The following is a 22,693-nucleotide window of genomic DNA, read 5'->3' as shown; positions in this document are numbered from 1 at the left end:
CGAGCGGTAGTCCGGGCTCCCCCGGACGGTCCACACCGGACGCCGCGGTTACAGGGGCATCCCGAGGGCACTGCGGTGCGGTGGGGTGAGCCGGGAGTCATCGATGCGGGCCGTCAGGCGGGGGGCGACCGCGACCACACCGTCCAGCTGGTTGGTGAGGCGGATCAGGACCGGAATCTGGCTCTGTCTCTCCAGCCGGCCCTCCAGGGTCACAATGCCGTCGACCACATGGACAGTGACCGCCTCCGCGGCCAGCCCCATGGTGTCCACGAGGATGTCCGTGACCACGCGGTGTCGTATTTCCGAGTCCGGTCGCAGGAAGAGCCAGAGCAGGTCACGGCGGGTGACGATGCCGACGAGGCGGTCCTCGTCGTCCACGACCGGCAGCCGCTCGACGCCCCTGCGGGCCATCAGCCGGGCGGCTCCCGCCGCGGTCTCGTCCCCATGAACCGTGACCGCCGGCGCGGACATGGCCTCACCGGCGGTAAAGGTCACCTCGGACGGGAACGCGGCCCCGTCTCGGCCGGCATCGGGTTCTTCGCCCACCGGTGGGTGATCGGCGGCTGCGCGGCCGATCAGGTCGCTCTCGGAGACGACGCCGAGCACCCGGTCGTCGTCGTCGAGGACGGGCAGTCCGCTGATGTCGTGCTGAGCGAGCAGCTTGGCGACATCCTTGAAAGGGGTGGACGTCAGGACCGAGACGACCTCGTCGGTCATCAGGTCTCCGACCTTGATGTGCTTCATGAGGCACCTCCTGCCGTCACAGCGATCCCCCCGGACGGGAGGGCCGGAGGACGCCGATAACCACGATCCGCCGAATGCCGCGAGAGGAGGAGGGCCGAATGGTCCGCAGCCGGGCCCGATCGGACCCGTGCCGCACCCGCGACGCGGTGTCGCGTGAACCAGGTCCACTGGTCCCCGCCGGGAGGGACTGAATCCCCTCCCGGCGGAGACGCCCGAAGAACCGACCCGGGAGCGGGACCCCTGGCGGCTCTCTGAGGAGGAAGCATGGAAGGCACCACGAGCAGCTCGGAACTCGGCGCCGTCATCGTCGGCGTCGACGGCTCCGAACCGGCCCGCCAGGCAGCAATGTGGGCAGCGGCAGAGGCCGCACGCCGCGAGCGTCCGTTGCACATCGTGCACGGCTCCGACACCGACGGCCGGGTCCTCTACGTCTCGGCGAAGAGCATCGAGCACGTCCGGCGGGCCGGACGTGAACTGCTGGACGCCACGGCGGCCGAGGTCAGGGAGCGGTTTCCCGGCCTGCAGGTCAACCCCGAGTTCAGCCGCAGCGCACCTGTCCGAAGCCTCCACCAGTCCGCGGGCCCCGATGGCACCATCGTGGTCGGCAGCCGGGGCTTGGGCGGTTTCGGCTCCCTCATGCTCGGATCGGTCGGCCTCAAGGTCGCAGCGGGAGCGAAGACACCCGTCATCATCGTCAGGGGCACCGAGAACGGCGCTGAGACGGGCGCGGTGCTCGCCGCCGTCCGCGACGAACACGACCTCGACTGCGCACGATATGCCGCACGCGAGGCACACGTCCGCGAGGGCTCGCTGCGGCTGCTGCACGTGTGGAACATCCTGGAGTCCGTCGGCGAGGTCGTGACCCTGCTCGACGACGTGGAGGAGATCGCCAACGAGCAGGTCCATCACCTGAACGCCGTGGCGGACCGGATCCGCGAGGAGTTCCCGGGCCTGACAGTGCAGGTGGACGCGGACAAGAGCACGTCAGTGGCTTCTGTACTGGTTGAGGCCTCAAGCCAGGCGGACCTGTTGGTGATGGGCGGCCGACGGTCACCCAGCTACCTCGGGCCCACCCTCGGGCGGGTCACGCACAGCCTGGTCCACCATGCCCACTGCCCCGTACAGCTCATTCCGCGCCACACGGACAAGCACGGGAGTGAATCGTGACCGACGCGGGCGAACACGAGGAGGTCGTCGTCGGCATCGACCCGGCCAGGGACTGGCGCCTGCCCCTGGCCTGGGCGGTGGACGAGGCCGGGCGACGCCGCCTACGTCTGCGACTCGTCGTAGCCGTGCCTCCCCAGCACGACACGCAACACGTCGACGACACGCCGCGCAGCATCGCCCTGCACCGGGCGGCCTCGGAGGCCCTCGTCTCGGCTGCTGCCTGGAGCAGGGATCGACATCCGGAGGCCGAACCGGTGGTGGATCTCGTCGAGGGGTTCCCCGCTCCGGAGATCGCCCGACTGTCGAGGCATGCCCGCATGATCGTGCTCGGCTCCCGTCACCTGAGCCGGACCTCGGAGTTCCTCAGTGCCGGCTCCCTGGTCGTCCCGGTCAGTGCCCAGGCGCAGTGTCCTGTCGTCGTCGTGGGTGACGCCGAGCACGTCACTCAACAGCCGCCCTACCTGGTGGTCGGCATTGACGGAAGCGAGTCCTCGAAGGCGGCACTCGCGGTGGCATTCGAGGAGGCCGACCTCAGGGGGGCCAAGCTGCGTGCCGTGTCGGTGTGGCAGCCACCGCTCTTCCTGCCCCGCGAAGAGGAGGCCGCGATCCAGGGGCAACGACGCATGCTGTCCGAGACGACGGCAGGCTGGTCGCAGGAGTACCCGGACGTTGTGTTGACGCACGAGGTGCTGACCGGACATCCGGTGGAGGCGCTCGCCGGTGCGGCCGAGCACGCCCTCGCCGTGGTCGTGGGCCGGCGAGGCAAGGGCGGTTACACGGGCATGCGACTCGGGTCGGTCGTCCACGGGCTGCTGCACCGTGCGCACTGCCCGGTGATCACGGTCCCGGTGCGGTGAGGACTGCGTGACGACGCCCGCCGCCCGGTGCACCGAGCATCGGGGCGGCACGAAGGAAGTTGAGCCAGAACCCGAGACAGGACAGCACTGAGCCTTCAGGGGCACTCACCGGGGGAGGGTCTGCGTAACGCGCCACAACCGCCGCGGAAGGCCCCCCTTCCTCGAGCGCTGCAACCTCGTTTACAGGGGCTCACGTACCTCGTGAACCGCCGTGGCGACCCGCCCGGCCACGCCTTGGGCAGCGGCGGCTTCACGCAGCTGTTCCAGTCCCACCGGGCTGAGGTCGCCGGCCAACACGGAGAAACCCTGGCGGGCGAAGTACAGCGCTTCACGGCCGTGGCCGGCACCCGGCTCCAGCACCTCGCGGGCGCCGACGGCCCCGAAGACAGCCGAGGCATGGACCGCCGGCTCGGACGGTTCCTCGCCGTACACACCGGGGTGCTCGCCGTAGGTCTGCTTCCAGTGCGCACGTGAACCTCGGCCAGCTCGTGCTCGGACTCCGACATGCCGACGCCTTCCTCACCAGGCCGGTATCCAACAACCGGCCTTCGCGAGGCCACCCCAGAGGGGCACCGTGTCGTCACCGCGCCCACTCGCTGCGCCACGGCCGTCAGGGCTGTCGGTGCTCGACTTCCGGCACAACGTCGTTGGCGATGAGCCGACTCCTGCGGCGACGATCAGGGGCCGGGAGGCGTGCCAGGAGGCGGACAAAGCCATGGGGAGGGGCCGATCGGCCCTGGTCACGACCCCGACCGGCCCATGCCCGGACGGCAGGGGCCGACGGACAGTGAGGGCATGGGGGACATGCCCTGTGGGCCGTGTCCCAGACCATCGAAACAGGAGCGTGAGCCATGTTCTGGTACGGCCACGGAATGGGCGGATGGGGCTGGGCCGTCATGTCGTTCAGCATGGTCCTCCTCGTGGCCCTGGCCGTTGCGGCCGTCGTTCTGCTCCTCCGCAGCGTCGACCGCTTCCCCTCGGGCCCGGCGCAGCCCTCGGTTGCGCCTTCCGCCAAGCAGGTGCTCGCCGAACGGTTCGCCCGAGGCGAGATCGACGAAGAGGAGTACGAACAACGTCTGACCGCATTGCGCGCGCACGGGACAGGTCCAGGCCGGCGGGGACCGGGAGAGAACTGAGCCGGGCCCTCCGCCTGGAACGCGAGCGCCGCAGCGTCGTCATCGCTGCGGCCCCGGCAAGCAGGACCTGCGCGGAAGCCTGGACCTTTGCGGGCCGGGAGGGGCCGAACGGCCCCTCCCGGCGGCGATCCGGCCAGTCAGACCGAACAGAGGGGGGCAGCGCAGCATGTGGTTCCGCCGGTTGTGCCCGCACACTACGGCGCGTGGCCGCGCGGCTGCGTCTGTGCCCCGAGATGACAGGGCACGTCGAACAGGCTGGTGGAGGTCATGGGGTCCTACGTGTACGACTTCACCGAGGGTGGCCGGGGCCTGGCCGATCTGCTCGGAGACAAGGGCGCGAGCCTTGCGGAGATGGCGTGCATGGGCCTGCCCGTTCCGCCCGGCTTCACCATCACCGCCGAGGCCTGCCGCGTCTTCCTGGCCACCGGCGAGCCGCCGGAGGGCATGGACCACGAGATCAGCAAGCACCTGGCTGCGCTGGAGCGGGCCGCCGGCAGGCGGCTGGGGCAGGTGGACAACCCGCTGTTGCTGTCGGTCAGGGCGGGGGCGGGGCGCTCCACGCCGGGCATGATGGAGACCATCCTGGACATCGGCCTGAACGACCTGTCCGTGCTCGGGTTGGCCAAGGTGCCCGGACGGGAGAGGTTCGGATGGGATTCCTACCGCCGTCTTGTGCAGATGTTCGGCAGCACGGTCATGGGCGTCGAAAGCTCAGTTTTCGAAGACGTGCTCCGGCGAATCAAGGGGCAGCACCGCGTCGTGAACGACTCCCGTCTGGACGCCTGCGACCTTATTCGGGTCGTCGAAACGTTCAAGGACATCATTCTCGAACGCACAGGGAGGGCCTTTCCGCAGGATCCGGCCGAGCAGTTGCGGCAGGCGATCCTCGCCGCATTCCGGTCGAGGAACGGCGAGCAGGCCGGCTTCCGCCGGCACGGCGAACACATCCCGGACGACCGTGGAACGGCGGTCACAGTCCAGAGCATGGTCTTCGGGAACTTCGGAGCCGACTCCGGCAGCGGCGTCGCGTTCAGCCGTGATCCGACCACTGGGCGTCCCGGGCTGTACGGCGAGTACCTGCCGAACGCCCAGGGCGACGACGTCGTCTCGGGCGCCCGCACCACCTTGCCGCTCCAGGAGCTGGCCACGCTGGACCCGGCCTCGTTCGAGCGCCTGCGCAGCTACATGGAGCAGCTGGAAGCGCACCACCACGACCTGTGCGACATCGAGTTCACGATCGAGCGCGGCACTCTGTGGATGCTCGAGACGCGGGTCGGCAAGCACACCACGTAGGCGAGCCATGGACCGGTCGGCCGGACTCGGTCGGATGGGGCTGGGCCCGAGCCCGCAGTCGGTGGGGCGCCGGCGTGCTGACGGTGGTGTGGGCGGCGAGCGCGCGGCGGCTACCGGTGATCAGCTGGTGCGCAGAGTTCGCCGGGTCTTCGGCGTAGGCCTTGATGTGCAGGCCCGGTGAGCAGGTGGTCTCGGCTGTTGCTGAGCCGCCACGTGGCAGAGGAGGCCAGCACCCGTGGGGCGGCGCCCCACGGGCGCGATCGGGGTCGTACTCAACGCTCCATAGTCGGCTCCGAACCAGCACCGCATGTCCCCATCGGGTTCAACTCTGCAATTCAGGCAGGGTCTGTTCCCGCTGCGTTCGAGGGTGCTCGGAGGCTTCGGCTCCAAGGTGTGGTCGCGCGGCACATAGGTAGGTGCCTGATTGTGATGGTCCACCACATACGCCGCTGACCTGGGGGCTTCTACGGTGTGGCCACACGGAACGTCCCCGCAGCCCCCCGGAAGTGGTGCACATGACCTCCCCCGCAACGGCCGCCGCACCGGCCCCGTCCGGCATACGGAGAATCGTCGCAGCGAGCCTGATCGGCACCACCGTCGAGTGGTACGACTTCTTCCTCTACGGTTCGGCCGCCGCACTCGTCTTCAACGAGCTGTTCTTTCCCGGCAGCGAGCCCCTGGTCGGTACCCTCCTCGCCTTCCTCACCTACGCGATCGGCTTCGCGGCCCGCCCGCTGGGCGGCCTGGTCTTCGGTCACTACGGGGACAGGGTCGGCCGCAAGAAGCTCCTCGTCCTCAGCCTGCTCCTCATGGGCGGGGCCACCTTCGCCATGGGGCTGCTGCCCACCCACGCGAGCATCGGCGTCGGAGCCCCCGTCCTCCTCACCCTCCTGCGGCTGATCCAGGGGTTCGCACTCGGCGGTGAGTGGGGCGGGGCGGTGCTGCTCGTCTCCGAGCACGGGGACGACCGGAGCCGCGGGTTCTGGGCCTCCTGGCCCCAGGCCGGGGCGCCCGGAGGCAACCTGCTGGCCACCGGGGTACTCGCCCTGCTCGCCGCCGTCCAGTCCGACGCGGCCTTCCTCGCCTGGGGGTGGCGCATCCCGTTCCTGCTCTCCGGCGTGCTGGTGGTGATCGGCCTGTGGATCCGGGTGTCGGTCTCGGAGTCCCCCGTCTTCCTCCAGGCGCAGGCGAGGGCAGCGGAACGGGCTGCCGCCGGGGTCAGGGCCAAGCCGCCCGTCGCCGAGGTGTTCCGGACGAACCGGCGCGGAGTCCTGACCGCGATCGGCACCCGCCTCGGCGAGAACATCTCGTACTACGTCATCACCGCCTTCCTCCTCGTCTACGTCACCAGCCACCTCGGGCTGCCCAAGAGCGACGGCCTGAACGCCGTACTCATCGGGTCCGCCGTCCATTTCGTGACCATTCCGGCGTGGGGCGCGCTGTCCGACCGCGTCGGGCGCCGCGCCGTGACCCTCATCGGATCGGTGGGCATGATCGGCTGGGCCTTCGCGTTCTTCGCGCTGCTGGACTCCAAGTCCTTCCCGGTGATCGCCGCCGCCGTGACCGTCGGGCTGCTCCTACACGGCGCCATGTACGGACCGCAGGCGGCCTTCATCTCCGAGATGTTCGACACCGAGGTCCGCTACTCCGGCGCCTCGATGGGCTCCCAGCTGGCCTCCATCATCGGCGGCGCACTCGCCCCGATCATCGCCGTGGCCCTGCTGCGCGACTACGACTCGTCCCTGCCCATTTCGGTCTACCTCGCCGCGGCGGCCGCGGTCACGACGCTGACCGTCCTGGTGGCGAAGGAGACCTGCGGGCGTAGCCTGACCGGGGAACACGCCGCGGCGCAGACCGCGGTTCCCGCTGCCCGCCGGGCCGGTCACGACCCGGTGGCCGCCGACAACTGACCTCTTTCCTGCCGGAGCTTGCGGTCGGGGGCGGTGACGGTTCGGCCGGCGCCGCCCCTCGTCCCCGTCCAGCACCACGGAGAGCACCCGATGCCCACCACCGACGACAGCGGGAACGCCGGCACCGGCGCGCTGCTCCGGATGCGCGACCTCCTGGACCAGCTGGACCGGGGCGCGCCCGCAGAGCAGTTCGCCCCGCCGACCGCCGGTACGCCCGAGGACGGGGAACTCTCCGACGCGGATGCGGCCGTGCTCGCGGACGCCACCCGGATCGCGCTCCGCATCCGGCGCACCCTGAGCCAGCACCGTCGCCGCGAGGCCGAACTCGCCGCCCTCTTCGACACCGCCGGCGACCTCGCCCGGCTCCGGGAGCCGGACGCCGTGCTGAAGGCGATCGTCCACCGGGCCAAGCTGCTCCTCGGCACGGACGTGACGTACCTGTCCCTCAACGACGAGGAGGCGGGCCACACGTACATGCGAGTGACGGACGGCTCGGTCTCCGCCGCGTTCCAGCAGGTGCGCCTGGGGCTGGGGGAGGGCCTCGGCGGGCTGGTCGCGGAGACCGCCCGCCCCTACTCCACCGGCGACTACCGCGACGACCGGCGCTTCCGGCACACCACGAAGATCGACACCGCCGTCACGGAGGAGGGCCTGCGGGCCATCCTCGGCGTACCGCTGCGCCTGGGTACCCGGGTGATCGGCGTCCTGTACGCGGCGGACCGCACCGCCCGTACCTTCACGCCCGACGAGGTCGCCCTGCTGTCCTCCCTGGCCGACCACGCCGCCATAGCCATCGACGGCGCCCGGCTGCTGGACGAGACGCGCACCGCTCTCGTCGACCTCAATGAGGCCTCGCGGACCATCGAGGCGCACAGCGAGGCCGTGCAACGGGCCGAGGACGCGCACGACCGGCTCACCGACCTGGTGCTGCGCGGCGGCGACGTCACCGACGTGGCCACCGCCATCGGTGCCGTCCTGCAGGGCGGCACCCTCGTCCACGACGCAGAAGGCGCCGAACTCGCCAGGGCGGGAACCGACTCCGGGCCACCGTCCGCCGAGGCCGTCGCCGCGTCCCGGGCCGGCGGACGCGCGGTCTGCGCGAACGGAACCTGGGTGTGCGCGGTCCTCGCCGGCCACGAACTGCTCGGCAGCATCGCTCTGACCGGCCGCGCCGACCTCGACGACGCCGACCGCCGCCTCTTCGAGCGCGCCAGCCTCGTCACCGCCCTGCTCCTGCTGCTGCGCCGCTCCGTCGCCGAGACGGAGGACCGGGTACGGGGGGAACTGCTCGGCGACCTCCTCACCCGGGCCGCCGACCCGGCCGGACTGGCGGCGCGCGCCCTGCGGCTCGGCGTGAACCTGGGCCGCCCGCACGCCGTGTTCGTCCTGCACACCGGGGCCGCGCCGAGGCCCCGGCTGCTGGCCGCCGCCGCCCGCCTCGCCCAGGCACGCAAGGGGCTGGCCGGTCTGCACCACGAGGACGTCGTCCTCGTGTGCCCGGCCGAGCCGCCCGCCGCAGACCCCGGCCGCGCGGCAGGTACCGGCCCGGCCGCCGTGAGCCTCGCGGGCGAGCTCGGCCGGGCCCTCGCCGGTCCGGTCACCGTCGGAGCGGCCGGCCCGGTCACCGGCCCCGCGGAGTTCGCCGAGGCCTACGCGGAGGCCCGCCGGTGCCGGACCGCACTGCGCGCCCTGGGCCGGGAAGGCACCGGGGCGGCCCTGCGTGACCTGGGCTTCCTCGGGGTGCTGCTCGGCGACCAGACCGACCTGGGCGGCTACGTGCGCCAGACCCTGGGGCCGGTGCTCGCGTACGACGCGAAGCGCGGTACCGACCTCACCCGCACTCTCCGCGCCTACTTCGACTCCGGCACGAGCCGGTCCCGGGCCGCGGAGGCCCTTCACGTGCACGTGAACACCGTGGTGCAGCGCCTGGACCGGATAGGCGGCCTGCTCGGCCGTGACTGGCAGCGTCCCGAGCGGGCGCTGGAGCTCCAACTCGCGCTGCGGATCCACCGGGTGAACGGCCCCGACGACGGCGGCGGCGACCCCGGCCCGGGCGACTTCGCGCCGTAGCCTGCGGGAACCCGGTTCAGCTGGCAGGGTGGACGGCATGTGCGGCCGTTACGCTTCCACCCGCAGTCCCGAGGACCTGTCCGGCCTCTTCGAGGCCACGCCCCCGGATCCGGGGCACGTGCTGGAGCCGAGCTGGAACGTGGCCCCGACCGATGCGGTGTGGGCGGTACTGGAGCGCGCCGACCGGGAGAGCGGCGTACTGGAGCGGCAACTGCGCCCCCTGCGGTGGGGGCTGGTCCCCTCCTGGTCGAAGAGCCTCTCCGGCGGCGCGAAGATGATCAATGCGCGGGTGGAGACGGTCCACGAGAAGCCCGCCTACCGGCGCGCCTTCGCCAAGCGCCGGTGCCTGCTGCCCGCCGACGGGTTCTACGAGTGGCAGCCGGTCCCCGCCTCCGGCTCCGTGAAGGCGTACAAGCAGCCGTACTTCATCCGCCCCGAGGACGGCGAGGTGATGGCGATGGCCGGGCTGTACGAGTTCTGGCGCGACCCCGCCGTCACGGACGACGACGATCCGGCGGCCTGGTGGGCGACCTGCACCATCATCACCACCGAGGCCACCGACGCGGCCGGCCGCGTCCACCCCCGGATGCCGCTCGCCCTCGCTCCGGCCGACTACGAGGCCTGGCTCGACCCCTCGCACCAGGACCCGGACCGCCTGCGGGCCCTGCTCGCCGCTCCGGCGGACGGCCGGCTGGACGTCCGCGCCGTGTCGACCGCGGTCAACAACGTGCGCAACAACGGCCCCGAACTCCTCGACGGGCCCAGCGCCCCGGGGCGCTGAGGCGCACCCGGGGACGATCCGCCCTCCTCGGCCGGCCCGCGCCTTGCCCGCGCGTGGCGAGGTAAAGAAATATTGACATCGTGTCCTGGATCTTTGACACTGGCGATGTCGGGTTTTCTTTACATCGGGAGTGGCAGTGGCAGTCGAGGAGAAACGCGCGTGGATCATGATCGTGGTCACGGTCCTCGCGTACGGGGCGTATCTGACCGTCGTTCTCGGACGCTCCGGGAGCGTGCCCCTGGCCGACCAGCCGTACGCCGCCGCGCTCCTGTGGTCGGTCGGCGCGGCGATCGTCGCCTCGATCGCGCTCCACATCGTCGTGTCGCTGATCTCGCCCGAGGACGGCAAGGTCAAGGACCAGCGCGACCGGGAGATCCACCGGTTCGGTGAGCACATCGGCCAGTCGTTCATCGCGATCGGCGCCGTGGCCGGGATGTTCCTCGCGATGGTCGAGGCGGACCAGTTCTGGATCGCCAACGTGATCTGTCTGGGCTTCGTCCTGTCGGCGCTGCTCGCCTCCATGGCGAAGATCGCCTCCTACCGGCTCGGCTTCCACCCGTGGTGAGGCCCACCCGGGTCACCAACAGCATCCGGGCCCTGCGCTTCGCCAACGGAGAGATGACCCAGGCCGAGCTCGCCCGCCGGATCGGAGTGACCCGGCAGACGGTGATCGCCATCGAACAGGGCCGCTACTCGCCCTCCCTGGAGAAGGCCTTCGAGATCGCCCGCGTGTTCCAGGTACCGCTCGACTCCGTGTTCCAGTACACCGTCACCGAGGGAGACGACTCATGAAGGCCATGGTCCAGGACATATACGGACCGCCCGAGGTCCTGCGGCTCGAAGAGGTGGAGCGGCCCGAGCCGGGCCGGGGCGAGGTCCTCATACGGGTGCGCGCGGCCGGCGTCGACCAGGGTGTCTGGCACCTCATGGCAGGGATGCCCTACGCGGTCCGGGCCGTGTCGGGCCTGCGGACACCCAGGACGCGCGTCCGCGGCATGGATGTCGCGGGGGTGGTGGAAGCGGTCGGTCCGGACGTCACCCGCTTCCGGCCGGGCGACGAGGTGTACGGCAACTGCTCAGGCTCCTTCGCCGAGTACGCCGTCGCCAAGGAGGGCACGCTCGCTCCCAAGCCGGCCGTCCTCGACTTCGAACAGGCCGCGGCCGTACCCGTCTCCGGGTGCACCGCCCTGGGCGCCGTACGCGACAGCGGGCGCGTCGAAGCCGGCCGGAGCGTCCTCGTCCTCGGCGCCTCCGGTGGCGTGGGCAGCTTCGCCGTACAGGTGGCCAAGGCCTACGGAGCCCACGTCACCGGAGTGTGCAGCACCGCCAAGACCGACCTGGTCCGCTCCCTCGGCGCCGACGAGGTCATCGACTACACGCACCAGGACCCCGTCGACGGCAGCCGCCACTACGACGTCATCCTGGACATCGCGGGCAACCGCCCGATAGCCCGGCTGCGTCGCGCCCTCACTGCGCGCGGAACCCTCGCCATCGTCGGCGGGGAGGGCGGCGGCAAGTGGATCGGCGGCAATGAGCGGCAGCTGGGCGCGATGCTGCTGTCGCCCTTCGTCGGCCACCGGCTCCGCGCGCACGGCACCCTGGTGCGCAGCCGCGACCTCGAAGCCCTCACGGAACTCATCGAGGCGGGTGCGGTGACCCCCGCCGTCGACCGGATCCACCCGCTGGCCGAGGTACCCGACGCCATTCGCCGGCTGCGGGACGGCCAGGTGCGGGGCAAGCTCGTCATCCGGCTATGAGGCGTCGAACCTGATACGGGCGGCGACCGGCAGGTGGTCGCTGCCGGTGGCGGGCAGCGTCCACACCTCGGGCGCGGTCGCCGAGCGGGTCAGCACCTGGTCGATCCGGGCCACCGGAAAGACCGCGGGCCAGCTCAGGGCGAATCCCCGCCGCGGCGCGCTCAACCGGGAGGTCAGCGGGGCGAGACCCCGGTCGTCCACCGTGCTGTTGAGGTCGCCCAGCAGGACCACCCGCTCCACCTTCTCGGCGGCGACGGCCGCGCTCAGCAGCCGCGCGCTCTCGTCCCGCGGGCCCGAGCCGAAACCGGTCGACCGGAAGCGGACCGAGGGCAGGTGCGCCACGTACACCGCGATCTCGCCCCGGGGCGTGCGCACACCGCAGCGCAGGCCACGGTTCCAGCCCTCCCCGATGCCCGAGGGCCTGATGTCCACGCGGCGGACGTCGGTGAGCGGATGCCTCGACCAGAGTCCGACCGTGCCCTCGACCGCGTGGAACGGGTACTCGGGGGCCAGCGCCGCCTCGTAGGCCGGCAGGGCGGCGGGCGTCAGCTCCTCCAGGGCGACGATGTCGGGCGCGGACCCGATCAGGGCGCGCGCGGTGCCCGCGGGGTCGGGGTTCTCGTCACTCACGTTGTGCTGGACGGCCGTGATGTCGTGCGCGCCGCGGTCCGCGGGCAGCAGCAGTCCGCCGAAGAGAACGGCCCAGGCGGCCGCGGGCAGCAGCACGGCCACCAGCGCGGTGACCGAGCGGCGCACCAGCCCCGCCACGAGCAGGACCGGAACAGCGAGGCCCAGCCAGGGCAGGAACGCCTCCAGCAGACTGCCCGGGCGGCCCACGGCGTTGGGGACCGCGGAGTGGAACACCAGCAGCGCGGCCGTCAGTACGGCCGACGCCGCGAGAACGCGTCCTCGGGTCCGAGCCGTACGGCCCCGCGCGTCCGTGCCCCGGCGCCACCGGGCGGTGCGCCGCGCACCGCTCCCCGCCACGTCCACCACCGGTGCCCCGCCCGTCCGCCGCAGCCCGTCTGCCGCCTCGCGTTGCGTACGACGCATGATCCGGCGGCCGGGTTCCCGCCGGGCGCGTGTGGAAGAGTGATCGTCCGGAGCGGCGGCCGCACCGGGCGGTCCCGGGCACGAGGACGGGAGACTCCCATGGGTGCTGCAAGGGTCGCGGTCGTGACGAGCAAGGGCGGCGCCGACGTCGACGCGGACCTCCCGCTGGTCCTCGCGGCGCTGCGGGACGGGGGCCTGTCGGTGCACGCGGTCGCCTGGGACGCGGAGCGGCCCCCATGGGACGGGTTCGAACTCGCGATCATCCGGTCGACCTGAGACTACGCGGACCGCTTGCCCGAGTTCCTGGCCTGGGCCGACGCGACGGCCGAGGTGACCCGGCTGCGCAATCCGGCGCCGCTGGTGCGCTGGAACAGCGACAAGCGCTACCTGCTGGAGCCTCGACGCGGCGGACTTCGACGGGCCGCACGGAGTGGTGGTCAAGCCCGCAGTCTCCGCGGGCGCACGGGACACCGCGCGCTACGAACCCGGCCGCGGGGCGGACGCCGAGCGCCACGCACGGATGCTGCTGGACCAGGGCCGTACGGCGATGGTCCAGCCGTACCTGCCGCTCGTGGCGGAGGGGGAGCGGGCCCTGGTCTTCTTCGGCGGCACCTTCAGCCACGCGATCCGCAAGCAGCCGCTGCTGACGGAGGCGGGCCTGATCGACAACTTCCGGGTGCCGCACCCCGGAGCCGCGCCCTACGAGCCGTCCGAGGCGGAGCTCCGTACGGCGAGGGCGGCGCTGGCCGCGGTTCCCGACCCGGGCGACCTGCTGTTCGCCCGGGTGGACCTGGCGTTGGACGAGGCCCGGGAACCGGTGGTCATGGAGCTGGAACTCATCGAGCCGAACCTGTTCCTGCGCATCAACCCGCAGGGGCTGGAGCGCTTCGCCGAGGCGGTCGCGGCCGCGCTGGCCGTGGGCCGGTAAGCCACGGCACGGTGCTCCGCCCCCCCCCGGGGGACCGGGTACTAGCCGAGCCGGTCCAGCCGCACGCGTCGGCGGCGGCGGAGCAGGAGACCCACGGCCGCGCCGGCCATGGCGGTCACCGCCACACCCGCGGTCGTCCACCAGACGGCGTACCCCTCGGTGTCGGCGGCCGGATCCGGTGCCTGCGCCGAGGACGCGGCCGATGCCGAGGCGGGGGAGGCCGACGCCGGAGCAGCCGACGGAGTCGACGACGGCGCTGCGGACGGCGTGACGGGAGACGTCGCGGAGGCGACCGGAGCGGGGTCCACCACGGGTACGGCCACTTCGAGTTCGCCGTGCCCCAGGGCCGGGAAGCCCACGTCGACGCCGACCTTCCACGAACCCGGCGGCAGTGCCTCGGCCGTGGTCCAGCCCGCGGGCGCCGCGGCGGGGTCGCGGACCAGTCGCCACGGCCCCATGGTGCGGGTGCCGTCGACACTGACCGCGTTCACGGTCGCGGCGACGGCCTCGTCGACGGCGTCCCCGTCGTTCTCCCAGGTGACATCGGCGGTGACGTGGCCGTCCCGCTGCCCGGTCACCACCACCTTCACGGTGTCACCGTGGGCGTGGGCCGCGGCGGGGAGCGCGAACATGAGGCCGAGTGCGGCCAGGGCGGCCGAGAAAACGATTCGTATGCGCATCGTCGGGGTGCTCCGGTCAAGATGAGGGGTGCCGGCGGACGGCCGCGGGGTGCGGCCGTCCGCCGGGGTGGTTTCACGCCGTCAGGGCGTCAGGTGGTGCTGCGCCGTGGCAGTGATCAGCCGGACTTCTGCAGGGTCCAGGCCTGCGTCGCACGGCCGTCGGCGCGCTGGAGGTCGAGCAGCCAGTACCCGTAGTAGGGACGGCTGCTGACGGTGAGGGCGAAGCCGCCGCTCGCGTCCGTCACGGTCACCGAGCCACCGCGCGAGGTCAGCTTCCAGGCCTGCGCCTTGTTGCCGCCCGCGCAGGGCTGCTGGGAGACCCACATGCCCGCGGCGGGGGTGCCGCCCGGCTGGAGGCACTTGCCGGAGGCCGCGGACTTGATGCGCACCTGGCCGCTGCCCGCGTCGTCGAAGTACCACTGCTGCTGGGCGTACCCGTTGGTGCGGCCGCCGACGAGGACCGTGCCGTCGGCGGTGCGGCCGCCCCACAGCTCCGCGGCCATGCCGGTGCTGCCGTTGCCGAGCACGTAGCGGGTGCCAGGGGTGGTCGCGCCGCCGCCCGCGCCCGTCGTACGGAAGGACGCTGCCTTGCCGGGTCCGCTGTCACGGCCGGAGCTGTCGCGGACCGAGACGGTGACCTTGTAGGCGGTGTTGGGCTGCAGGTTGTAGATGCGCAGCACCTGGGACTGGACCCACGTCAGGTGCTTGCCGTTCAGCTGCACCGCGTACCAGGAGGCGCCGTCGACCTTGGGCCAGCTCACGACGACGGAGTCGGACTGGATCTGGGCCGCCGTCACGGTCGGTCCGCCGGTCGGCTTCTTGGTCGGCGTCGGCGTGGGCTTCTTGGTGGGCGTCGGGGTCGGGTTCGGGTTCGGACCCGGGTCCGTGCCGCCGCCCTTGTTCTTCATGAGGAACTGGTTGTCGGCGATGTTCCAGTGCGTGGCCAGGTAGCTGCCGGGCTTCGGACTGGTGTGGAAGTAGTCGTCGTGGTTGCAGTCCAGGATGTTCTCGGACGCCTGGTTGGTGCAGATGTTGCGCATCTGCGGGTAGTACGGGGTGTCCGAGTAGCACATCACGTCGAACTCGTCCGTGCAGTGCGCGCCACGGCTGGTGTTCGGGGCACTGTTGTTGACCGCGCCCAGGTTGTGGCCGAGTTCGTGCGCGGCGGTGTGACCGCCCCAGCAGCCGGAGTCGGTACGCCCGTAGGAGGGGCCGAAGTTGCTCTGGTTGGCCTGGCCGGGCCGCTCGTCGCCCGCGAAGGTACCGATGCCGCAGTAGACCTGGGTGTCGGCGAAGATCATGTACTTGCGGTCGCGACGGTCGAGGCCCTTGCCGGCGAGCGCGTTGTTGGTCGCGCTGAACTCGGCCAGGGAGGAGGCCGGGAGCTCGATGTTGAGCACGGTCGGGGTGCAGTCGGCGGCCGTCACGTAGCGGATGTGACGTACTCCGCCGGTCTCCTTGGCACTCGCCGAGTAGATGAGGTCGGCGTCGGCGGCCCACTTGCGGAACGAGGCGACGTACTCGGAGTAGCGGTCCTTGCCCGGCGCGTGGACGTAGACGACCTGCACGCGGTTGCCGGTGCTGCCGTCGCCGTCGCACTGGACGGTCTGGCCCGCGGGGCCGGCGGCGACGTTCTGGCTGCCGGCCGCGGCAGCCGGTTCGGGCGCAGAGGCCTTGGTGGCCGAGGCGTCGGCCGCGGGCGCGTCCTGAGGACGCCCGCCGCCTTCCTTGCTGGCCGGGTCGGCAGCCGCGGGGCTGGCCGGATCGGCCGCCGGAGCCTTCTCCTTGACGGCGGGCTCGATGTCCTTCGTGATGTCGACGCCCTTGGGCGGGGCGTCGGGGCCGTGGGTGCACAGCCCGGCGGCGGTGCGGTAGACACCCACGCACTTGTCGCCCTTCGGCGCGGCCTCCAGCCCGTCGAAGATCATGCCGCGCTCGGTCTCGTTGGAGGGCGCGGCCGCGATCGGCTCGGGCTCCTGGTCGCGCGCGGGCGCGGCGGCCGGTGCCTCGGCGGCGGCGGCCTGTACGGGCGCGGCCGCCTGGGCGCCGTCGCCGATTCCGGAATAGGCGATGCCTGCGGCTATCAGCCCCGCCGCTGCGGTGGCGGCGGTGACGAGTATCAACCGCCGGGGTTTGCGGCGGTGGTCGGCGGCGGCGGCAGGCCGTCTGCGACGTCCTGTCATGGGCACCTCAAATCGTTGTCGGAAGACTGGGTGCGCGGAAGCCTGCCAGACGAAAGCGGAGGAGAATTCGGACAAACGGGGGCGCGCGTCGAGAAATCATTCCGTTACCTGTCGGCCTGATTTGACGAACAGTCAACTCCCAATAAAACAAGGGGAGTTACGCGCGTCGCGCACCAATGGTCCAGTCCTTCGAGGATGGGTTGTTATCAAATCGAGATATGAAGTGGAGGCTTATTGACGGGAATTCAGTCAGGAATTCACCTAATTGCTACCAGCTGAATTCCCTCCGTCACGACCCGTGAGGTGCGAGGGGCGTGAATCGCCCGTACCGGCCGCCGAGGCCTGCGCGAGGTGCAGGAGTTCACCCGAGGGGCACGGAATGGCCGCGCGTCACGCACGGGTTCACCACAGGAGGGGCATGATTCCGGCCCTGATGCGGGTCGGCGCGGCCGGGTCGGTCGGGTTGCGCCGTCGATCGCGACCACATCCGTGTTCTCGGTCATGGTGTTGCCCCTTCGTCCTCGTGGATTCGTGCGCAAGGCGCGGCGGGGCTTGGAGTTGCGGCGAAGTGTGGGGTGGATCACCCCGGAGGCGTGGGTCGGTCGTCGATGACGCTCAGGTCGATGCGTGCCAGGCGCTCGGGGTCGGTGAGGATGTCCAGCGCGGTGATCCTGCTGTCTCCGAAGGTGAACGCCATCACCGACAGCGCCCGGCCGTCCGCCACCGCGCCCCCCGGGTCCCGTTGACCGGCACCGCGTACGCGGCTTCGGCGAAGCGGGCGAAGGTGACGGCCCGGGAGGCGACGTCGACCGCACCGCGGCGGAGCAGCGAGGGGCGCAGGGTGCCCCCGTCCGAGCGTGCCACCACATCGGGGTCGAGGACGGCGACGAGGGCGTCGAGGTCCCCGCCGCGCGGGGCGGCGAGGAAGGCGTCGACGATCGTGCGCAGGCGGGCCCGGTCGGGGTCCGGAGCGGGTGTCGCGCCCCGAACGCGCCGCCGGGCGCGGCTCGCGAGCTGCCGGGTCGTGGCGGCGGAGCGCCCGAGCACGGGGGCGATCTCGTCGAAGGGCACGGCGAACAGGTCGTGCAGGACGAAGGCCAGGCGCTCGACCCGGACGATATCGACCCGGTCAACGGGCGTCGCGGACATAGGAGTTGAGGAGCCGCAGGGTCCGTTTCGAAGCAGGCTCCCTGAGGCGCCCCCCCGCTCCTAATCCGTGGCCCGAGCCACCTTCTTCAAGTGCCGGTACAGGCTGCTGCGATCGGTGTAGTACGCGCGGCTGCCCGGCGGCACCAGGGTTCCGTTGACCGCCATCGTGGGGGTTCCCTTGACGGGTGACCTGCCCATGGCATCGTCCGCGGCCTCGACGAAGTCCCGGTACTTCGTGTCCAGCACGGCCGCGTCGAACTCCGGGCCGCGCAGACCCTCGATCATGATCGCCAGTCCCAGCAGCCGGTCCCTCGTGAAGCCCCCGGACTTCCGGACCCGGGCCTGGTGGCGGTACAGAAGTTCGTGGTACTCGGCGAACCTGTTCTGATCCACCGCAGCGCGCAGCGCGTTCGCGGCGAACTTCGATCCAGGACCGAGGAAGGACCCCAGTGTGAACTGCAACTGCAGCGCGCCGTTGCGGGCAGCCCGCTTCAGGTACGGGGCGGTGCCCTCCGTCTCGAACTCGGCGCAGGCAGGGCAGCTCAGGTCCTCGTACAACCGGACGGCGAGCGGCGCGGCCGGGTCGCCGAGCACGATCGTGGTGCCGTCGGCGGCCACGGATTCCGGAGCCACGGGCAGATCCGCGCTCGCCGACACATCGAGCGGATCACCGCTCGCGCCCTCCCGGCGACGGCAGGCGCCGAGGGATGCCGAAGCGGTGACGGCGGCGGCCGCGACAAGGAAGCCGCGCCTGGATCCGACCTGCATGAACGTCCTCTCCCCGGGATCAACGGGGCGACATTACGCGGTCCGCGGGCTCGGTGCGCACCGATATGCGCGTGCCCGCCCCTCGCCGGCCCGAGTCACTCGTCAGGCTTCGAGGAACCGGCGCAGGTCGATGACCTCGTAGCCGTCGGCCAGGGCAGCGTCGATGATCAGTGGAAGGGCCTCGGCGTCGAGGACGACTCCGTCCCCGTGGCTCCCGACGTGCATCTGGATGATCGCCCCCGGGGCGAAGGCCTCGACGGCACGCCGGACGGCACGGTCCACGCTCATGCCGCCCTCCGGGCCGAGATAGCCGTTGGTGTCGGCGCTGAACTCGATCGCCGCGTAGCCCAGCGCGTTGACATCGGCGATTGACTCCGGGGTGGTGGAGCTGTACGGGAACCGGAAGAGCGGCAGCGGCTCGGTCCCGGACGCCTTCCGGACGGCCGCATCGGCGGCACGCACCTCGTCGGCCCGCTCCGCCGTGCTCAGGTCGTCGAAGTAAGGGTGGCTGTACGAGTGGTTGCCGAGGCCGTGCCCCGCGTCCGCCACGGCGCGCACCGCCGCCGGTTCGGCTTCGGCGAACTCGCCGGTCGGGAAGAAGGTGGCGGGCAGCTTTCGCCGCCGCAGTTCGGCCAGCACCGTGTCGACCCCGGCATCGTCCCAGGCGGCGTTGAAGGTGAGGGCCAGCGCCTTGCGGGACGTGGGGAGTCGGCGGATCTCATCGCCGAGGAGCGAGGCCGGCGGGTGCGGACCGGCGGTGGCGGCGGCGCGGGCAGCCGCGGCCCCTGGCGTTGCCGATGCCCTTGCCGATGCCTCTGCCGAGGCACCGGCGCCGGGCACGAACCCGGCGGCCCCCGCACACACCAGGGCCGCCAGGGCGGCGCGTCGTCCCACAAGCACCACGGTCACTCCCCACGGTCACGGCCTTCGGCTCGGGCCTGCCACCGACTATGCGATGACACGGTCCGCACCTCCCGCAGCCGTGCCGGGGCACCCGGGTGATCTCCGAGTGGCCCGCCGGGAAAGGGGCGTATCAGGCGGACCGCTTGCGCAGGTGCGTCGTCAGGTGGTGCTGCAGGGGCTGTCCCACCGCGGCCATGTCGTGAACGACCGTCAGCTCGCCGTCCCCCACCGTGTAGTGCCGCCGCGTGCCGGTGACCTCCTTGGCCAGCGGGGTCAGCGCCACGTCCTTGGTCTCGATCTCGATCTCCGTGCCGGACACCCGTCCGACATACGTCTCGACGATGCCGGTGGGATGGGCGAGCACGACCTCCAGGCCGGCATCGGGCGTCACCCGCCACCACCCGGCCTCGCGCCCCGCCGGCCGTACGGGTGCCCCGGAGGCGTCGATCAGCCAGGCGCGGGCCTCGTAGCGGAGGAAGGGACGGCCGTCGTGGCTGAAGCTGACCTCCTGCTCGTAGGCGAAGTCCTTCTCGAGCGTCGGGTACTGGCCCTGCCCCCGGCCGTGCCACCGTCCCAGCAGCGGCAGGACGGGCCGCAGCAGTGGGTGCGGCTCGGGGCCCTCGCCGAGGACGTGGCTGTCAGGGTAGGGATTTTCCTGCACCGACTCGAACATGTTCACCTTGCCTGTCTGCTGGGACCCCCGAAGGACGCAGCCTAATGGCAGGGCGTGGCCCGACCCGCCCCCACGAGTGGGGGCGGGTCGGGCGGCAACCGCGTCGTCACCGAGCCGGCAGGGCTCCCGCCACCGAGGCCGGTACCGGTGCGAGACCGGCCGGCCGGGTGGTGAAGGTGCCCCGGCCCTGCGTCCGGCCGCGCAGCCGGGACGCGTAGCCGAAGAGCTCGGCCAGCGGCACGGCCGCCGTGATCACCGCGGTCCCGGCCTCCGCCGTGGAAGCGGACACCCGGCCGCGGCGGGCCGCGAGATCACCCAGGACGCCGCCCACACCGTCTTCCGGAACCGTCACCGTCACCTCGGCCAGCGGCTCCAGGAGCTCCATCGTGCTCAGACGCAGGGCTTCGCGCAGCCCGAACCGGCCCGCCGCCCGGAACGCCATCTCCGAGGAGTCCTTGGAGTGCGTCGCCCCGTCGGTGAGCGTGACCCGCAGCCCCGTCACCGGGAACCCGCCGAGCGGGCCCTCGGCGAGCGCGTCCCGGCATCCGGCCTCCACTGCGCGCGCGTACTCCTGCGGTACCCGCCCGCCGACGACCGTCGACCGGAACTCGAAGCACGGCTCGTCCAGCGGCTCGACGTCGAGGACGACGTGCGCGAACTGGCCCGCGCCACCGTCCTGTTTGACGTGCCGGTGGATCAGACCGGTCACTCCGCGCACGACGGTCTCCCGGTAGGAGACCTGCGGCCGGCCGACGACGACCTCCACGCCGTGGCCGCTGCGGATCTTCTCCACCGCGACCTCCAGGTGCAGCTCGCCCATCCCCGACAGCACGGTCTGGCCGCTCTCCGCATCGGACCGCACCACCAGCGACGGGTCCTCCTCGGCGAGCCGCGCCAGCGCCGCCGACAGCCGACCCGTGTCCGTGCTGCGACGGGCCTCGACCGCGACCGACACCACCGGCTCGGCCACCGACGGAGGTTCGAGGACCAGCGGTGCGCCCGGCGCGCACAGTGTCGTGCCCGCCCGGGCGGCCTTCAGCCCGACCACCGCGACGATGTCACCGGCCACCGCCTCCTCCCGTTCCTCGTGCCGGTCGGCCTGGACCCGCAGGATCCGGCCGACCCGTTCCGTACGGCCCGTGGCCGCGTCCAGTACCGTCGCGCCCTTGCGCAGGGTGCCCGCGTAGACCCGTAGGTAGGTGAGCCGGCCGGTCGCCGTCGCCGTCACCTTGAAGGCGAGGGCCGCGAACGGCGCGGCCGGGTCGGGCGCGCGCTCCTGCTCCGCACCGTCCGGCGCCTGGCCCCGTACCGGAGGCATGTCGGACGGCGACGGCAGGTACGCGAGGACCGCGTCCAGCAACGGTTCGATGCCGCGGTTGCGGTACGCCGAGCCGCACAGCACCACCACACCGTCCCCGCGCAGCGTCAGCTCCCGCAGGGCGCGCACCAGGGTGCGCTCCGTCAGGGCCGAGGCCGAGCAGAACTCCTCCAGGGCGTCGGCGTGCAGTTCGGCCACCGTCTCCTCCAGCAGCCGGCGCCGCCCGGCGGCCTCCTCGCGCAGCGCCTCGGGCACCGGCCCCTCCTGGTACGTGTCGGAGCCGGCCTGCCAGCTCAGCGCGCGCATTCCCAGCAGGTCGACGACACCGGTAAAGGAGTCCTCCGCTCCGATGGGCAGCTGAACCACCAGGGGTACGACGCCCAGCCGCCCGCGGATCGACGCGACGGCCGTGTCGAGGTCGGCGCCCGCCCGGTCCAGCTTGTTGACGAACGCGATCCGCGGCACACCGTGCCGGTCCGCCTGCCGCCACACCGTCTCGCTCTGCGGCTCGACCCCGGCGACGGCGTCGAAGACCGCGACGGCCCCGTCCAGCACCCGCAGGGAACGCTCGACCTCGTCCGAGAAGTCGACGTGACCCGGGGTGTCGATCAGGTTGACGCGGTGACCGGCCCAGGCGCAGCTCACGGCCGCGGCGAAGATGGTGATGCCGCGATCGCGTTCCTGGGCGTCGTAATCGGTGACGGTCGTGCCGTGATGGACCTCGCCCCGCTTGTGGATGGCACCGGTCGCGAACAGGATCCGTTCGGTGATGGTGGTCTTGCCTGCGTCGACGTGGGCGAGGATGCCCAGGTTGCGGACGGCGGCGGGGGAAGTGGTGTCGTGGGGCTGCCTGTTGGCGCGCATGGCCCGAGGCCTTTCGAGTGTGCTGAGGGAAGGGGACAGCGCGATTTCCCGACCCGGGACGCCGCCGCGGCCGGGCGCAGCCGCCGTCCTCCTGTCCGGACGGGGTCCGGGCAGGAGGACGTACGGGATTGCGGCTCACGGGCCTGCGGAGGGCGAGAAGGGAACGGAACCCGGGAAGGGAACGGAACCCTAGGAACGGGTCACGGGCATACGGTGCCGGCCGCGCAGCGGGCACCGCGCGCTGCGAGACACCGGGATCACGTCGTACCGGGACGGGGGAGCGAAGGCGGCAGTGCGGTACGTGCACATGGCGCGGCTCCCCTTCTCTTCACTCGGCATGGGCGCGGTGCCCTGTCGGCAGCGCGCACGGAGAGTCTAGTGACCCGGGCCTCCCGGGGCACCGGGTTTTCCGCACCCGTCACGGAAGGGGAGTCGATGCCGTGTCGACGGCAACCGGGC

The 22,693-nt window shown here is 72.0% G+C and carries 20 protein-coding genes and 2 pseudogenes; 12 read left to right on the top strand and 10 right to left on the bottom strand.

Going from position 1 to position 22,693, the window contains the following annotated elements:
- Positions 1–48 precede the first annotated feature (48 nt).
- The gene (locus tag IE257_RS18625) at positions 49–744 is read right to left on the bottom strand and encodes a CBS domain-containing protein (protein WP_189969964.1); all 696 of its coding nucleotides are present in this window, start codon (positions 742–744) and stop codon (positions 49–51) included.
- A gap of 264 nt (positions 745–1,008) precedes the next feature.
- Between IE257_RS18625 and IE257_RS18620 the strand changes: the two genes are divergently transcribed.
- Complete coding sequence (locus IE257_RS18620) at positions 1,009–1,911, top strand: universal stress protein (protein WP_189969962.1); 903 nt, start codon at positions 1,009–1,011, stop codon at positions 1,909–1,911.
- Positions 1,908–2,768 carry a universal stress protein gene (locus IE257_RS18615; RefSeq protein WP_189969960.1) on the top strand — a complete coding sequence of 287 codons (861 nt, stop codon included), beginning with the start codon at positions 1,908–1,910 and terminating at the stop codon, positions 2,766–2,768. Before IE257_RS18620 ends, IE257_RS18615 begins: the two co-directional genes overlap by 4 nt.
- A 180-nt stretch (positions 2,769–2,948) precedes the next feature.
- On the opposite strand, the gene IE257_RS38455 is transcribed toward IE257_RS18615, so the two are convergent.
- Positions 2,949–3,200 (bottom strand): methyltransferase domain-containing protein, encoded by a 252-nt coding sequence (locus IE257_RS38455; RefSeq protein WP_209468388.1) that lies wholly within the window; start codon positions 3,198–3,200, stop codon positions 2,949–2,951.
- 419 nt (positions 3,201–3,619) lie between these two features.
- Between IE257_RS38455 and IE257_RS18605 the strand changes: the two genes are divergently transcribed.
- The 8 genes and pseudogenes from IE257_RS18605 (at position 3,620) to IE257_RS18570 (ending at position 11,715) form a co-directional block, all read left to right on the top strand.
- Positions 3,620–3,904 (top strand): SHOCT domain-containing protein, encoded by a 285-nt coding sequence (locus IE257_RS18605; RefSeq protein ID WP_189969957.1) that lies wholly within the window; start codon positions 3,620–3,622, stop codon positions 3,902–3,904.
- 267 nt (positions 3,905–4,171) lie between these two features.
- Positions 4,172–5,191 (top strand): annotated as a pseudogene (locus IE257_RS18600) (PEP/pyruvate-binding domain-containing protein); the annotation flags it as partial.
- Between the two features lie 521 nt (positions 5,192–5,712).
- Positions 5,713–7,107, top strand: a complete 1,395-nt coding sequence (locus IE257_RS18595) for an MFS transporter (protein ID WP_189969955.1) — start codon at positions 5,713–5,715, stop codon at positions 7,105–7,107.
- Positions 7,108–7,197: 90 nt separating this feature from the next.
- Positions 7,198–9,177: a helix-turn-helix domain-containing protein gene (locus IE257_RS18590; protein WP_189969953.1), complete on the top strand. Its 1,980-nt coding sequence runs from the start codon at positions 7,198–7,200 to the stop codon at positions 9,175–9,177.
- 37 nt (positions 9,178–9,214) lie between these two features.
- Positions 9,215–9,958, top strand: coding sequence for an SOS response-associated peptidase (locus tag IE257_RS18585; RefSeq protein ID WP_189969951.1), 744 nt, complete (start codon positions 9,215–9,217; stop codon positions 9,956–9,958).
- Between the two features lie 136 nt (positions 9,959–10,094).
- A complete protein-coding gene (locus IE257_RS18580; RefSeq protein ID WP_189969949.1) occupies positions 10,095–10,523 on the top strand; it encodes a hypothetical protein in 429 nt (142 codons plus the stop codon).
- Positions 10,517–10,750, top strand: coding sequence for a helix-turn-helix transcriptional regulator (locus IE257_RS18575; RefSeq protein ID WP_189969948.1), 234 nt, complete (start codon positions 10,517–10,519; stop codon positions 10,748–10,750). Before IE257_RS18580 ends, IE257_RS18575 begins: the two co-directional genes overlap by 7 nt.
- Entirely contained in the window at positions 10,747–11,715 is a 969-nt protein-coding gene (locus tag IE257_RS18570; RefSeq protein ID WP_189969946.1) for an NAD(P)-dependent alcohol dehydrogenase, read from the top strand. The genes IE257_RS18575 and IE257_RS18570 overlap by 4 nt, the downstream gene beginning before the upstream one ends.
- Here IE257_RS18570 and IE257_RS18565 read toward each other — a convergent pair.
- Positions 11,710–12,768, bottom strand: a complete 1,059-nt coding sequence (locus IE257_RS18565) for an endonuclease/exonuclease/phosphatase family protein (protein ID WP_189969944.1) — start codon at positions 12,766–12,768, stop codon at positions 11,710–11,712. The two genes, IE257_RS18570 and IE257_RS18565, sit on opposite strands and share 6 nt — an antisense overlap.
- A 99-nt stretch (positions 12,769–12,867) precedes the next feature.
- Here IE257_RS18565 and IE257_RS39200 point away from each other — a divergent pair, with 99 nt between their 5' ends.
- Both IE257_RS39200 and IE257_RS39195 read left to right on the top strand, forming a co-directional pair.
- A complete protein-coding gene (locus IE257_RS39200) occupies positions 12,868–13,044 on the top strand; it encodes a DcsG N-terminal domain-containing protein (protein ID WP_308278563.1) in 177 nt (58 codons plus the stop codon).
- A 157-nt stretch (positions 13,045–13,201) separates the two neighbouring features.
- A complete protein-coding gene (locus IE257_RS39195; RefSeq protein WP_308278565.1) occupies positions 13,202–13,696 on the top strand; it encodes an ATP-grasp domain-containing protein in 495 nt (164 codons plus the stop codon).
- A 41-nt stretch (positions 13,697–13,737) separates the two neighbouring features.
- On the opposite strand, the gene IE257_RS18555 is transcribed toward IE257_RS39195, so the two are convergent.
- The 7 genes and pseudogenes from IE257_RS18555 to fusA all read right to left on the bottom strand — a co-directional run bounded on the left by IE257_RS18555 (position 13,738) and on the right by fusA (position 22,234).
- Positions 13,738–14,376: a hypothetical protein gene (locus IE257_RS18555; protein ID WP_189969942.1), complete on the bottom strand. Its 639-nt coding sequence runs from the start codon at positions 14,374–14,376 to the stop codon at positions 13,738–13,740.
- A gap of 116 nt (positions 14,377–14,492) precedes the next feature.
- Positions 14,493–16,559, bottom strand: coding sequence for an RICIN domain-containing protein (locus tag IE257_RS18550; protein ID WP_229920484.1), 2,067 nt, complete (start codon positions 16,557–16,559; stop codon positions 14,493–14,495).
- A gap of 580 nt (positions 16,560–17,139) precedes the next feature.
- Positions 17,140–17,666, bottom strand: a pseudogene (locus tag IE257_RS18545) (sigma factor-like helix-turn-helix DNA-binding protein); the annotation flags it as partial.
- A 102-nt stretch (positions 17,667–17,768) separates the two neighbouring features.
- On the bottom strand, positions 17,769–18,476 hold the full coding sequence (locus tag IE257_RS18540; RefSeq protein ID WP_189969940.1) for a DsbA family protein: 708 nt from the start codon (positions 18,474–18,476) through the stop codon (positions 17,769–17,771).
- Between the two features lie 102 nt (positions 18,477–18,578).
- Positions 18,579–19,370: a polysaccharide deacetylase family protein gene (locus tag IE257_RS18535; protein WP_229920483.1), complete on the bottom strand. Its 792-nt coding sequence runs from the start codon at positions 19,368–19,370 to the stop codon at positions 18,579–18,581.
- A gap of 139 nt (positions 19,371–19,509) precedes the next feature.
- Positions 19,510–20,052, bottom strand: coding sequence for a heme-binding beta-barrel domain-containing protein (locus tag IE257_RS18530; protein WP_189969936.1), 543 nt, complete (start codon positions 20,050–20,052; stop codon positions 19,510–19,512).
- 106 nt (positions 20,053–20,158) lie between these two features.
- Positions 20,159–22,234: an elongation factor G gene (gene fusA / locus IE257_RS18525; protein WP_189969934.1), complete on the bottom strand. Its 2,076-nt coding sequence runs from the start codon at positions 22,232–22,234 to the stop codon at positions 20,159–20,161.
- Between the last annotated feature and the right edge of the window lie 459 nt (positions 22,235–22,693).

Source organism: Streptomyces avidinii, assembly GCF_014650695.1.
Classification (GTDB): domain Bacteria; phylum Actinomycetota; class Actinomycetes; order Streptomycetales; family Streptomycetaceae; genus Streptomyces; species Streptomyces avidinii.
This window is presented reverse-complemented; position numbering and strand designations above follow the sequence as displayed.

Bases quoted from the DNA above. Each gene is read 5' to 3' on its own strand.
- fusA (WP_189969934.1), bottom strand. From the start codon at position 22,234: ATGCGCGCCAACAGGCAGCCCCACGACACCACTTCCCCCGCCGCCGTC.
- IE257_RS18555 (WP_189969942.1), bottom strand. From the start codon at position 14,376: ATGCGCATACGAATCGTTTTCTCGGCCGCCCTGGCCGCACTCGGCCTC.
- IE257_RS18570 (WP_189969946.1), top strand. From the start codon at position 10,747: ATGAAGGCCATGGTCCAGGACATATACGGACCGCCCGAGGTCCTGCGG.
- IE257_RS18585 (WP_189969951.1), top strand. From the start codon at position 9,215: ATGTGCGGCCGTTACGCTTCCACCCGCAGTCCCGAGGACCTGTCCGGC.
- IE257_RS18605 (WP_189969957.1), top strand. From the start codon at position 3,620: ATGTTCTGGTACGGCCACGGAATGGGCGGATGGGGCTGGGCCGTCATG.
- IE257_RS18530 (WP_189969936.1), bottom strand. From the start codon at position 20,052: ATGTTCGAGTCGGTGCAGGAAAATCCCTACCCTGACAGCCACGTCCTC.
- IE257_RS18620 (WP_189969962.1), top strand. From the start codon at position 1,009: ATGGAAGGCACCACGAGCAGCTCGGAACTCGGCGCCGTCATCGTCGGC.
- IE257_RS18595 (WP_189969955.1), top strand. From the start codon at position 5,713: ATGACCTCCCCCGCAACGGCCGCCGCACCGGCCCCGTCCGGCATACGG.
- IE257_RS18550 (WP_229920484.1), bottom strand. From the start codon at position 16,559: ATGACAGGACGTCGCAGACGGCCTGCCGCCGCCGCCGACCACCGCCGC.
- IE257_RS18625 (WP_189969964.1), bottom strand. From the start codon at position 744: ATGAAGCACATCAAGGTCGGAGACCTGATGACCGACGAGGTCGTCTCG.
- IE257_RS39200 (WP_308278563.1), top strand. From the start codon at position 12,868: ATGGGTGCTGCAAGGGTCGCGGTCGTGACGAGCAAGGGCGGCGCCGAC.
- IE257_RS18540 (WP_189969940.1), bottom strand. From the start codon at position 18,476: ATGCAGGTCGGATCCAGGCGCGGCTTCCTTGTCGCGGCCGCCGCCGTC.
- IE257_RS18590 (WP_189969953.1), top strand. From the start codon at position 7,198: ATGCCCACCACCGACGACAGCGGGAACGCCGGCACCGGCGCGCTGCTC.
- IE257_RS18565 (WP_189969944.1), bottom strand. From the start codon at position 12,768: ATGCGTCGTACGCAACGCGAGGCGGCAGACGGGCTGCGGCGGACGGGC.